This window comes from Mycobacterium sp. 1465703.0 (assembly GCF_001672975.1).
In the GTDB taxonomy this organism is placed as follows: domain Bacteria; phylum Actinomycetota; class Actinomycetes; order Mycobacteriales; family Mycobacteriaceae; genus Mycobacterium.
Genome location: NZ_LZKU01000184.1, coordinates 1 through 12,267, shown reverse-complemented (window position 1 = coordinate 12,267; position 12,267 = coordinate 1). Strand labels below are relative to the sequence as shown.

At 66.6% G+C, this 12,267-nt stretch carries 12 protein-coding genes and 1 pseudogene; 9 read left to right on the top strand and 4 right to left on the bottom strand.

Features of this window, described 5'->3' with window-relative positions:
• Positions 1 to 52 precede the first annotated feature (52 nt).
• The 4 genes from A5625_RS16845 (at position 53) to A5625_RS16830 (ending at position 3,642) form a co-directional block, all read left to right on the top strand.
• Entirely contained in the window at positions 53 to 748 is a 696-nt protein-coding gene (locus A5625_RS16845) for an SDR family oxidoreductase (RefSeq protein WP_066996139.1), read from the top strand.
• 250 nt (positions 749 to 998) lie between these two features.
• Positions 999 to 1,451, top strand: coding sequence for an SRPBCC family protein (locus tag A5625_RS16840; protein WP_066996255.1), 453 nt, complete (start codon positions 999 to 1,001; stop codon positions 1,449 to 1,451).
• 145 nt (positions 1,452 to 1,596) lie between these two features.
• Positions 1,597 to 2,646, top strand: a complete 1,050-nt coding sequence (locus A5625_RS16835; RefSeq protein ID WP_066996252.1) for an FtsX-like permease family protein — start codon at positions 1,597 to 1,599, stop codon at positions 2,644 to 2,646.
• Positions 2,647 to 2,649: 3 nt separating this feature from the next.
• Positions 2,650 to 3,642, top strand: a complete 993-nt coding sequence (locus A5625_RS16830) for an ATP-binding cassette domain-containing protein (protein ID WP_066996136.1) — start codon at positions 2,650 to 2,652, stop codon at positions 3,640 to 3,642.
• Positions 3,643 to 3,646: 4 nt separating this feature from the next.
• Here the strand turns inward: A5625_RS16830 and A5625_RS16825 are convergent, their stop codons facing one another.
• The 3 genes from A5625_RS16825 to A5625_RS16815 all read right to left on the bottom strand — a co-directional run bounded on the left by A5625_RS16825 (position 3,647) and on the right by A5625_RS16815 (position 6,556).
• A complete protein-coding gene (locus A5625_RS16825; RefSeq protein ID WP_066996134.1) occupies positions 3,647 to 4,396 on the bottom strand; it encodes a class I SAM-dependent methyltransferase in 750 nt (249 codons plus the stop codon).
• A gap of 138 nt (positions 4,397 to 4,534) precedes the next feature.
• Entirely contained in the window at positions 4,535 to 5,911 is a 1,377-nt protein-coding gene (locus A5625_RS16820; RefSeq protein WP_066996131.1) for an adenylate/guanylate cyclase domain-containing protein, read from the bottom strand.
• Between the two features lie 51 nt (positions 5,912 to 5,962).
• On the bottom strand, positions 5,963 to 6,556 hold the full coding sequence (locus tag A5625_RS16815; RefSeq protein WP_066996128.1) for a TetR/AcrR family transcriptional regulator: 594 nt from the start codon (positions 6,554 to 6,556) through the stop codon (positions 5,963 to 5,965).
• Between the two features lie 199 nt (positions 6,557 to 6,755).
• Here A5625_RS16815 and A5625_RS16810 point away from each other — a divergent pair, with 199 nt between their 5' ends.
• From A5625_RS16810 to A5625_RS16790, 5 genes are all read left to right on the top strand, one after another.
• On the top strand, positions 6,756 to 7,715 hold the full coding sequence (locus A5625_RS16810; RefSeq protein ID WP_082984434.1) for an oxygenase MpaB family protein: 960 nt from the start codon (positions 6,756 to 6,758) through the stop codon (positions 7,713 to 7,715).
• A gap of 161 nt (positions 7,716 to 7,876) precedes the next feature.
• Positions 7,877 to 8,641: an SDR family oxidoreductase gene (locus tag A5625_RS16805; RefSeq protein ID WP_066996125.1), complete on the top strand. Its 765-nt coding sequence runs from the start codon at positions 7,877 to 7,879 to the stop codon at positions 8,639 to 8,641.
• A 12-nt stretch (positions 8,642 to 8,653) separates the two neighbouring features.
• Positions 8,654 to 9,502: an NmrA family NAD(P)-binding protein gene (locus tag A5625_RS16800; protein WP_066996122.1), complete on the top strand. Its 849-nt coding sequence runs from the start codon at positions 8,654 to 8,656 to the stop codon at positions 9,500 to 9,502.
• A gap of 117 nt (positions 9,503 to 9,619) precedes the next feature.
• Positions 9,620 to 10,720 (top strand): AMP-binding protein, encoded by a 1,101-nt coding sequence (locus tag A5625_RS16795; RefSeq protein WP_066996119.1) that lies wholly within the window; start codon positions 9,620 to 9,622, stop codon positions 10,718 to 10,720.
• A gap of 36 nt (positions 10,721 to 10,756) precedes the next feature.
• Entirely contained in the window at positions 10,757 to 12,121 is a 1,365-nt protein-coding gene (locus A5625_RS16790; RefSeq protein WP_066996246.1) for an aldehyde dehydrogenase family protein, read from the top strand.
• 27 nt (positions 12,122 to 12,148) lie between these two features.
• On the opposite strand, the pseudogene A5625_RS30205 reads toward A5625_RS16790, so the two are convergent.
• Positions 12,149 to 12,267, bottom strand: a pseudogene (locus A5625_RS30205) (cutinase family protein); the annotation flags it as partial.

Below are 12,267 nucleotides of genomic sequence, written 5' to 3'. Positions count from 1 at the left end.
AACTAGCGTGACGCAAGCAAAGTAGGTTTGCCTAAGTCAAGGGAGTAGGGTCATGGTCAACGTCAAAGGGGCGACCGTATTGGTCACCGGCGGGCAGCGCGGTCTGGGCAAGGCAATCGTGGCGGAGTTGCTGGAACGCGGCGCCGACAAGGTCTACGCCACGGCGCGGGCGCCCAAGCCCAGTCAGGACGCCAGAGTCGTCAGCGTCGAATTGGATGTCACCCGGCCGGATTCGGTCGCGGCACTGGCGGCCACGGCAACGGATGCCGACATCGTCATCAACAACGCCGGTGTTCTGGGCGCCCGGAGCCTGCTCACCAGCGATATCGAAGAAGTGCGAGCGGTCTTCGAGACGAATTACTTCGGAGCGCTGCGCATCGCCAAGGCGTTCGCACCGATCCTGGCCGATAACGGCGGTGGGGCACTGGTCGACATCGCCTCGATCTTGTCCTGGATGCCGGGTTCCGGCGGCTATGGCGACTCCAAGGCGGCACTGTGGTCGACGACGAATTCACTGCGTCTCGAACTCGAGAAGCAGGGCACCCTGGTCGTTGCCGCGCACCTGAGCTTCACCGACACCGACATGACCTCCGGCTTAGATGCACGCAAGAATGACCCGCGCCAGGTGGCGCGCGCGATCGTTGACGGCATCGAGGGGGACGACACCGAGGTGCTGGCCGACGACGACACCCGCTACATCAAGTCGGCGCTGTCCGGACCGATCGAGGCGATGCCTCGGATGCGGTGAACCGCCTGGACGCTCGAAGGTCTGTCCGAAGGCAGAACCCCGTGTATGGCGGCGGGTCAAGCCGGCCCCTGCGGTGGCTTTACTTGGCGGGAGCCCAAACTGGGCTCTTTGCACTTCGGGCAGATCACCGGGTTGTCCTGGTGTGACCACCGCTTACCGCACACCCGCCGGGCGGCGACGGCCAACCGTCCTCGACGCCGAGCCCAAAGTCACAACCACACCGACCGGCCCGGCGTGTTTGGATAACGACATGGATGAGGAACGCATCGTGAGCGCCACTCGTGTCATCTCGGCCAGCGCCGCCCGCATTTTCGAACTGATCGCCGACCCCTCTCAGCAGCCGAGATGGGACGGCAACAACAACCTCGCCTCGTCCGCTCCGGGGCAGCGCGTCCGTCAGGTCGGCGACGTGTTCACAACGACCCTGACTAATGGCGCGGTGCGGGAGAACCACGTCGTGGAATTCGTGGAGGGCAGCAAAATCGCTTGGTGCCCAGCCGAACCCAGAAAGCAGCCGCCCGGCCACCTGTGGCGTTGGGAGGTCAGCCAGATCAATTCCACGCTGACCACCGTGACGCACACCTACGATTGGACGGCGCTCAACGACGCGAGCCGCATCGATCGCGCTCGTTCCACAACGGCGGAAATGCTGCGCGAGTCGATGGACAAGCTCGCCATGCTCGCACAAGACCTCGATAAGTAGCAGTCGGTTCCCGCCCGGAAGTTGCGCGGTCGGAAAACGATCGTGTGGCGATGAAACGCAAGTAAGCCCGTAGCCGATCGAACCGATAACACGAGCGCACAGCAAACCCTGCCCGGAATGCGTGCAGCTCGGTAACGTCTCACCCATGCTGTTCGCAGCATTGCGGGACATGCAGTGGCGAAGGCGGCGCCTGGTGATCGCGATCATCAGCACCGGACTGGTCTTTGCGATGAACCTGATCATGGTCGGACTGGGAAACGGTTTTCGGGTCGAGGCGCAGCGCGCGGTCGATTCCATGGGCGTCGACGCATTCGTGATCAAGTCCGGCGCCGCAGGACCGCTCCTGGGTGCCACGCCGTTCGGCGAAGCCGAATTGAGCCAGGTGGCCGCCACGCCCGGCGTCACCGCTGCGGCACCACTTGCCTGTGCGGCGACGACGGTCGTCGAGGGCACGTCGAGGCGAAGCGTCACCGCGTTCGGGGCGCCGGAGCGCGGTCCGGGCATGCCGCACATGTCGCAGGGTCGCCCACCGTCGACGCCGGACGAGGTCGCGGTGTCCAGCACCCTGGGCCGGCGGCTGGGCGAGGACCTGACGGCCGGGGCCCGCACGCTGCGGGTCGTCGGCATCGTGCCCAATTCCACAGCGCTGGCCAAGACGCCCAACATCTTTCTGACCACCCAGGGCTTGCAGCAGCTGTCATACAACGGGCAGCCAACGGTCACGTCAATCGCGCTCAAGGGCACACCTGAGCACGTCCCGGCCGGCTACGAGCTTGCCGACCGGGCGGCCGCTGTCAACGACCTGCTGCGCCCAGAGCACGTCGCCGTCGGCGCGATTTCGATCGTGGCCACGATGATGTCGATTGTGGCGGTGCTGATCGTCGGATCGGTGGTGTACCTCTCCGCGCTCGAGCGGCTGCGCGACTTCGCGGTGTTCAAGGCGATCGGCGTGCCGACGCGGTCGATCCTGGCGGGGCTTGCGGTGCAGGCCGTCGTCGTCTCCCTGCTCGCGGCGCTGCTGGGCGTCGCGTTCTCGTTGTTGCTTGCGCCGGTGTTCCCGATGATCGTCGTGGTTCCCCCCAGTGCATATGTGGCCCTACCGCTTGCCGCGATCGTGATCGGTCTGCTGGCCAGCCTCGCCGGCTTCAGGCGTGCGGTCGCCGTCGATCCCGCCCTCGCATTCGGAGGTCCCTGAGCGATGAGCGACCTGCGTATCAAAGACCTTGTCGTCGAATACTCCAGCGGTGGGTACGCGGTCCGGCCGATCAACGGTTTGAACCTCGAAGTGGCGGCCGGGTCGCTGGTGATCCTCCTCGGGCCCAGCGGCTGCGGGAAGACGACATTGTTGTCCTGCCTAGGCGGCATTTTGCGGCCCAAGTCCGGGGCTGTCGAGTTCGACGGCATCGACATCACCAAACTCGAAGGCGGCGCACTGGCCCAGTACCGGCGCGACAAGGTAGGCATCGTGTTCCAGGCATTCAACCTGGTGCCGAGCCTCACCGCGTGCGAAAACGTGATGGTTCCGCTGCGCGCGGCCGGTAACTCGCGCGCGGCCTCACGTCAGCGCGCCGAGGAGTTGCTGACCAGGGTCAACCTCGAAGACCGGATGAAACACCGCCCGGGCGACCTGAGCGGCGGGCAGCAGCAACGCGTCGCGGTCGCTCGCGCGATCGCCCTGGATCCGTTGTTGATCCTCGCCGACGAACCGACCGCGCACCTTGACTTCATCCAGGTGGAGGAGGTGCTGCGGCTGATTCGCTCGCTTGCGCAGGGCGACCGCGTGGTAGTGGTGGCCACTCACGACAGCCGGATACTGCCATTGGCCGATCGTGTCGTCGAGCTCGCGCCCGCCATCTCATCGACGAATCGGCCACCCGAAACCGTGCGCCTGAAGGCCGGCGAGATGTTATTCGAGCAATGCACGATGGGCGAGCTGATTTATCTGGTCGCGGATGGCGAACTCGATATTGTGCGCGAATTAGCCGACGGCGGTGAGGAATTGGTCAAGGTAGCCAAGCCGGGCGACTACTTCGGTGAAATCGGTGTGCTGTTTCATATGCCGCGCTCGGCGACAGTACGCGCCCGCACCGACGCGACTGTCATCGGCTACACGGCCCAGGCGTTCCGTGAACGGCTCGGCGCATCGGGGTTGGGCGAGCTGATCGAGCACCCAGAGCTTGCCCACGACTGATCGGTCACGGTTGAGTCTTCGCCCGCACCGACTGAAACGTGCCGAAGCTCTTGACCCGCACGCTGGCAAAGCCGTTGTCTTCCAGGATGTCTGCGATTTCGTCGTCGCCGAACACGTGCGCTCCGACGCTCGGCAGCAGCCGCCAGAGCTGAGCCAGGCGTCCCACGGTCGGGACGGCGATCGCCAGCCTCCCGCCCGGTCGCAGCACCCGCGCCATCTCGGCGAGAGCGGCCGCCGGATCGGGGACCAGTTGCAGCACGGCGGTTGAGATCACCGCGTCGACGGTGTTGTCGCGCAATGGAAGTCGCTGCGCATCAGCCTTGATGAAACCGACCTGCGGTCCGGCTTCGTTGCGAACGGCGCGCGCCAGCATCGGCTCGGAGATGTCGACACCCAGGGCCAGTCCATCAGGGCCGGCAGGACGTGCCAGCGACGCGGTGACGTTGCCCGGACCCGAGCCGACGTCCAAAGCAATCCCGCCCGGCGGGATGTTCAACCACTCGATAGGCAGCTCCCACACGCTGAGCAACCGGCGTGAAATCGCCTGGGCGTTGTCATACAGCATCGAACCGATCGGTGACGCCCACGCCGCCTGGATGGGGCCGGTGTTCTTCTCGATGGCGCCGGCCGCGGCCGAGTCTTCGCCGAGCAGGTCGAGATAACCCCGGCTCACGTCGGGGTCGGCCGGCGGATCGATGAGAAGATCCAGCGCTCGCCGGAGCGCGGGAGGCAGCGAGATGTGCACGTCGGTCATGCGTACTCCTTTGATCAAATACCAAGATAGACGGCAAAATCCAAGGAAAAGCCGGCGATGCCGCCGCTCCGGTGAGTCCCCGTCCGCAGCCTACGCCGAGGCCCTCGACGCTTCGACCGCTGCGAGTTGTCGGCTTGGTTACCGGCGCACGACGGCGTGCTCGCGAACCAGGGCGTACAGCCGCCAGTAACCGGGCACGCCCTTGAGGGCGGTCTCGCCGCGGTCGCCGAACCTGTGCCGCGAGCCGGTGACGATATCGCGCAGCGTCGACGACACCAGCACCTCACTGGGCCCCGCGAGCGCCGCCACCCGCGCGCCGATGTGGACGGCCATGCCCGCGACGTCCGCGCCACGGACTTCGACTTCGCCGGCGTGAATGCCGACCCGCACTTCGATGCCCAGCACGCGGATGGCGTCGACGATGGCGTCGGCACAGGCGATCGCCGCGCTCGGGCTGCTGAACGTCGCGACGAATCCGTCTCCGGCCGTGTTGACTTCGCGGCCGCCGAAGCGCTGCAGCTCGTGGCGCACGATGCTGTCGTGGTTGTCCAGCAGGTCGCGCCAGCGATAATCACCCAGCGCCGCGGCACGTTCGGTGGAGCCGACGATGTCGGTGAACATGATGGTGGTGAGCAGCCGTTCGGCTTCGGAGCCGCCACGCACCCCAGTGATGAACTCTTCGATCTCGTCGAGCATGGGAGCGGTGTCACCGACCCAGTACAGGGCATCTTCTCCGGGCAGTTCGACGAGGTGCGATCCGGCGATGCGCTCGGCGAGGTAGTGCGCGTGCTCGACGGGGCTGAAGTCGGGGTTGTCGCGATGCAGGATCAGCGTCGGCACGGCGACGCGAGGCAGCCTGTCCCGGACATCGCCCTGCCTGACCTTGTTGATGAACGCACGGGCCATGCTGGGTGACGCCGCCCGGTTACCGGCCATGTCCCACCACGCCCGGAAGGCGGCGTCATGCGCCACAGAGGGCGCGATGATGCCGAGCATGTCGAAACCCTGCTCGACGGCGTCCGGCTCCATCCCGACCGAGGTGAATCGCTCGGCGGCGTCGAGTTCGGCGCCGATGGGATAGTCGGGCCCCCGCAGCGTGCGCGCCGCACCGTTGGCGATGACAAGGCTGTTCACTCGATCGGAGTGGTCGGCCGCGAGAACCAGACCGGCCAGTGCGGTGAAACCCGGGGCGAAGATAGTGGCCCGCTCGCAACCGACCGCGTTCATGACCGCGAGCGCATCCTGTGCCCACGATTCGGGGCCGAGCATGTCCAGCGAGGGAACCCGGGACGATAGGCCGATGCCGCGCTGATCGAAGCGGATCACTCGGCAGAATGACGCGAGCCGGCGATGAAAGCGGTACATCGAGGGCTCGAGGTCGACGCAGTCGATCGGGATCAGCGGGCCCGGCAGCATGAGCAGGTCCATCGGGCCATCGCCGAAGACCTGATAGGCGATGTCGATCTCGCCGCAACTGGCGTACCGGGTCCGCGGAGCCGCAGAACTCCCAGCCACGGCTCAAGGCTAGTTCAGGATGCCGACAATGTGAGCCCGTCAGCGGGCCGGCTAGCGGCTGATGATCGGCACCAGATACCGGGCGGCATACTCGCGGACGGCCGCGGGATCCGCGGTGTCCAGGCGGTCGGTGGGAAAGACGATGATGCCCAGGGCGACGCGCAGCAGAATGTCGGCGATGTTGTCCAGGTCGGTCTGGGCCAGGTCGGCGCCGCAACGGCGCAGGGTATGGGCGATGCCGTCGGCGAACTGGCGAATCGGGAACACCTGCGATCGGGAGAACATGCCGAACAATTCGGGTTCGCTCTCGGCGATCCGCGAATACAGCGGAGAGTCCTTGACCAGCCGCACGCCGAGCGCGAACGCCTCGACCACCGCCCGTTGCGGGTCACAGCCCGTGGTCGCCTGGTCCAGTGTGCTGAAGAAGCGTCCGGCCTCCCGCCGCACCACGTTGGCGAACAAATTCTCCTTGGTCGGGAAGCGACGGTAGATGGTGCTGCGGCTGACCCCGGCTCGGGCGGCGACGTCGTCGATGTTGGCGCGACGCACGCCGTAGGTCTCGAACACGCTGCGGGCGGTGTCCAAGATGGTGCGATCAAGGTCGGTGAGCGCCTCGGCAATGGCAGAGCCCGGTTCGGACTGCATGATTGGCGGAATCGTATCAACCCCTTGGCATGGTTCATCGTCGACTTTTCGTTGCCCCATCTCGTCCGGAAGCATGCCGCGATGTGCGACGCCGGTGGGCGCTTGCTAGGCTTCTGGAACAAAGATACGGCTTTGTGTCATTGATTCATAACTTGGTGGGTATGCCAACTCGCCGCACGCATGCGACAAGGAGGTGGGCATGGCCGCCCAGAACGACGAGTTGGCCACGGCGACCGCGGGCACGCGTTTTGACACCGGCGTACGCGAAGCGATGCCCATGCCGATCGACGACGAGATCGACCCCGCTTCCCCCCGGCTGGGACCAGACTCGCTGATCTGGAAGTTCTACGGGGACAACCGAACTCAGCTCTTCGGATTCCAGCGCACCGCCGGGGTGGAGAACTGTATCGAGCAGCTCGCCCAAGGCGTGCTGGACCATTCGGTGATCTTCAGCGACACGCTGGGCCGGGCCAAGCGAACCGCTCCGCCCCTGATGAACACCGTTTACTCCGAGGCACCCCACGAATGGGGCCGCAAAGTGCGCGACTTCCACAAGACGATCAAGGGCACCGTCAGCGACGGCTCGAGGTATCACGCGCTGAACCCGGAGCTGTTCTACTGGGCGCACGCCAGCTTCGTCGACCAGGTCATCTACAACACCGACATGTTCATCCGGCGGCTCTCGCACGCCGAAAAGGAACAGATCTTCAACGAGGGCAAGCTCTGGTATAGCCTCTACGGCGTCAGCGACCGGGGGCAACCGCAGACCTACGACGAGTTCGTCACCTACTGGGACGAGATGCTCGAGCGGTTCGTCCCGCACAAGACCGTGCTGTACGGCACCGGCTACATCCGCAAAGGCATCCCGGGACCGCGGCGGGTCCCCGGGCCGGTGTGGAAGATCTTGTCGGCACCCTTGAACGCCTACACCCGGCTCATGGTGGTGGGCACCCTGCCGCCACAGATGCGCGAGGTGTGCCAGTTGCGGTGGGATGCCAAGAAGGAGAGGCACTTTCAGCGGATCGCTGCCATCATCCGGGCGCTCAATCCGCTCATCAACCGGCTGCCGGTCCGGGCTCTCTACACGCCCTGGGCGGCCGAGGCGTGGGACCGCGTGGGCATCGACCCCCGACGGCTGCACAACCGCGCCGCCGGGTAAGCCCCTTTCTGAGTTCGGCCCATCATCTCGGCGCAAGGCCGTGACACCGCACCGGCGCATAAGGCATCGTGGTTAGCCGGCTCCGCATTGGGGCATTCCGCAGGTCGGCCCGGACTGGGCCGGTCGAGCGAGCCGGCAGTGCGACCCGAAGGAGAACCGCGATGCAGATGACGGGCAATACCGTGTTGGTCACCGGCGGCGGTACCGGAATCGGCCGCGGCCTGGCCGAATCTTTGCACCGGCTGGGCAATCAGGTCATCATCGCCGCCCGGCGCGGCGACCAACTGCGCGCCGCCACCGAGGCCAACCCGGGCATGCAAACCATGTCGCTCGACCAGGGTGACCCCGCCGACATCCGGCGATTCGCCACCGAGTTGACCGACCACTACCCGGACCTCAATGTGGTGATCAACAACGCCGGCATTCAGCGCGTCGAGGACCTCACCAGCAGCAATGTCGGCTTGGCCGAGCAGACCATTGCGGCCAACCTGCTGGGCCCGATCCGGCTGACCGCGGCCCTGCTGCCGTCGCTGCTGCGCAGACCGCACGCCGCGATCCTCAACGTCACGTCCGCTCTGGCGTTCATGCCCAGCGCGCTGACCCCGACCTATTGCGCCACCAAGGCGGCGCTGCACTCCTACACCCAGTCGCTGCGGTTCCAGCTGCGCAACACCTCGGTGCGGGTGATCGAGATCATTCCGCCTCAGGTGCAGACCGCGCTGCAGGGCGAGCGGGGATTCGACCCCCAAGCGATGCCGCTGGAGGAGTACATCACCGAGACGATGACGCTGCTGCAGACCCAGCCGGAGGCCGACGAGATCGTGGTCGAGCGGGCCAAGTCGTTCCGGTTCGCCGAGCGTGACGGCACCTACGACCACATCTATCCGAGATTCAACGAGGCGATGACCGCCGGCGCCGGCCGTTAACCGCTACCCGCGATGCGTGTCTTGACGGTGGGCGCGACCGGGCGCCACGCCCACTTGGTGGTGCCCGAGCTGAAGCGGCGCGGCGCCACGGTGCGGGCGTTGGTGCGCAACGAGGAGCGGGCGCAGCTGGCTCGGCGCAACGGCGCCGACGAGGCGGCCATCGGCGATCTCACCGTGCCCGACAGCCTCGCCGGCGCCGTCGCCGGGATGGACGGTGTGTTCCACATCGGCCCGGCGCACTCGGCGACCGAGGCCGAGATGGGACTGGCGCTGGTCGACGCGGCCCGAGCCGCCGGGGTGCGAAAGTTCGTCTATTCCGGCGTCATTCACCCGTCGATCTCGGCAATGACCAACCACGCCGCCAAACTGCCGGTTGAGGAGGCGCTGTACGGCTCGGAGATGGACTTCACCGTGCTACAGCCCGCCCGGTTCATGCAGAACTTCGAGCAATCCTGGCGCGACATCGTCGAAAACAACCGGCTGGCACAGCCGTACGCGCTGACGTCGAAGATGGCTTCGGTGGACTACCGCGACGTCGCGGAGGTCGCCGCAATGGCGATGACGGGCGCCGAACTCAGCTACGGCACCTTCGAACTGTGCGCGCCGGGGATGCAGGACACCCACCAGACGGCGGCGCTGCTCAGCGAGGTACTCGGCCGGCCGATCGCCGCGGTGCAGATACCGCTGGACCAGTACTCCGCACGCCTGCCGGAGGGATCCTTCCGCGACGGCATGACCCGGATGATGGCCCACTACGACCGGCACGGCCTGCCCGGCGGCAACCCACTGGTGCTGCGCGCAATTCTGCGCCGCGAGCCCCGGACGCTGCGGGACTACTTTCGCGAACTGGCATCGCGCTGAACACCGCGTGCACACCGGTGAAACATGCTGTGAAATAAGGCAATAGGTCGACTCGATGACGTGCGCAGACGCCCGATGTCCTTGGCGTACCGGCGGCGATAAGGCAGGATCGAGGACATGGCCGATGTCGATTTCTCGTTGTTGGACGTCCCACGAGCGGCATCCGTCCAGGATCCAGAGGCCTATCTGCGCGCGGCGATCGCGTGGCATTTCGGCGACGACACCGGTTCGCCGTTCTGGCTGCGGGCCGCCCGCGACTTGGCCTTCGACCCGATGACCGACGTCAAGACCTTTGCCGATCTGCGGTTGTTTCCCAACCTGGTCAACGAATTGCGCAGTGTCGCAGTGGAGGATCTCATTCCGCGGGGTTACCGAGCCCAGCAGTCCGCCACACCGCTGCCCCAGATCTTCGAATCCGGCGGCACCACCGGTGCCCCCAAACGCACTGTGCAGATGCCCGATTGGGTCGCACAGGTCGTCGAATGGCAGACCGAGGACTTCGCCACCGGCGGGTTCGTCCGGGGCCAGGGTTTTCTGTGCCTGATGCCGAGCGGGCCGCACGGTGTCGGCTACTTCTCCCGGCTGGTATCGCAGCGACTCGGCGCGATCTTCCACGCGATCGACATCGATCCCCGCTGGGTCAAGAAGCTCGCCGCCCGCGCGGCGACTGCCGACGTCGCGGCCTACGTCGACCATGTCGTCGAGCAGGCCGTCTTCGTGTTGCAGACGCAGCATGTCGCGAACCTGCACACCACGCCTCCGCTGCTGGCGGCGATGGCCCGCGACGATCGAGTGGTCGACTTGGTCAACGACAAGATCCGCTACCTGCTGCTCAGCGGTGCGCACGTGGACGCCGACACGCTCGACCTGCTGCGCGGCATCTTCCCGGCAACGACGATCACCATGGCGTTCGGCAGCACCATGGTGCTGTCGCAGGCTGTCACCCGGACGGTCGACGACGCGTTCATCTTCGACCCGCGCACCCCGTACGTGGTGTTCTGGGTGGTCGACCCCGACACCGGGGAGCGGGTGCCGTACGGGCAGCCGGGCCAGGTGGTGATGAACCACATCAGCAAGGGCATGTTCATACCGAACAACCTGGAGCGCGACCTGGCGATCAGGATGCCCGGTCCGGCGGGTGAACTCAGCGATTCGGTGAGCGAGGTGCGGCCGGTGCCCACTTTCGAGGGCGAGGCCGTCATCGAAGGTGTGTATTGAGCCGTGATGGGTGAAAGCATCAGTGCTGCAACGGGTTTGGTAGCCCTCGATGCGCTCGGCGTGGACGGCGAATACCGGACCCGCAAGCGTGAGGTCATCGCCACCACCGCCGGTGTGGCGGTCGCGGAGTTGAGCATGGTTCCGCCGCTGTACGTTTCGCGTACGCTGGGCGCGCAGCGCAGGGCCGCACCGCTGCCGGCGGCGCAGCGCGCGAAAGCGCTGTCCCGGGCCGCCGACATCTTTGCGGGCGGTGTCATCGCCGGACTGGATTTCGATTCCTACGTCAGGTTGGCCAGCCGGATTTCGGGAATGCCGATCGCGATCACCCGCGCCGGGGCGCGGGGTGTGGCCGACGCGGTAGCCGGCGCGTTCGATGCGGTGCGGCCGGCGCGCCCGGTGGGCGCAACACAGCACTGGCGCGACGAGCACACCCGCGCGGGCGGCGCAGTGTGGGTGCGCCGCGGGGAGGTGTTCGCCGTGCACGCGGCGGGGAACGGCCCCGGTGTGCATGGACTGTGGCCACAGGCGCTCGCGCTGGGTTACCGGGTCGCGGTGCGTCCATCGCGGCGCGAGCCGCTGACGGCGCACCGGCTGGTGTTCGCGCTGGGGGAGGCCGGATTCCGCGCCGAGGACGCCGTTTATCTGCCCACCGACCACGCCGGCGCCGACGAAATCATCCGATCGGCCGACCTCGCCATGGTGTACGGCGGCCAAGAGGTGGTCGACAAGTACGCCGGCAATCCGGCGGTGATCGTGAACGGACCGGGCCGCACCAAAATGGTGATCACCGCCGACCAGGACTGGCGGGATTGCCTCGACGTCATCGTCGACTCGATCGCCAACCACGGCGGAATGGCATGCGTCAACACCACCGCCGTGCTCTACGAGGGCGATCCGGCTCCATTGGCCCGAGCGATCGCCGAACGGCTGGCGGCGATCGAGCCGCTGCCCACCGATGACGAGCGCGCGGTGCTGCCCACCCAGCCCGTCGACAAGGCCCGCGCCCTGGCCGAGTATCTGGCCGCCAAGGCCGCCGGCTGCACGGCATTGCTCGGCCCCGATCGGGTGGTCGCCGACCTCGGCGACGGCTACGCCGCGCTGCGGCCGGCGGTACACCTGATGGCCGAACCCGACGTGGACAAGCTCAACGTGGAGCTGCCCTTCCCGTGCGTGTGGGTTTCGGGCTTCTCACGCGGTGCCGGAGTGGAGCCGTTGCGGCATTCACTGGTCGTCACCGCAATCACCACCGACGAGACCTTGATCGACGATCTGGTCGCCGAGCCGACCGTCGGCAATGTCTACTGCGGCCGGCATCCGACGTGGCTGCATGCGCCAGAAATTCCACACGACGGGTTCTTGGCCGACGCCCTGATGCGCAACAAGGGCTTCATCCGGGACTAGCGGCGCCGGGCCACAACCCGCGTGCCGTTACTCTCCGAAGCCTCCGTGCGGCGACGCGACCGATGTTGGACCGGGCCCGGGTGCGGCCAGGTGGCTGGAGGCGAATGCGACGCCTTTGTCGATCATCGAGCTGTCGTCGGCGTAGG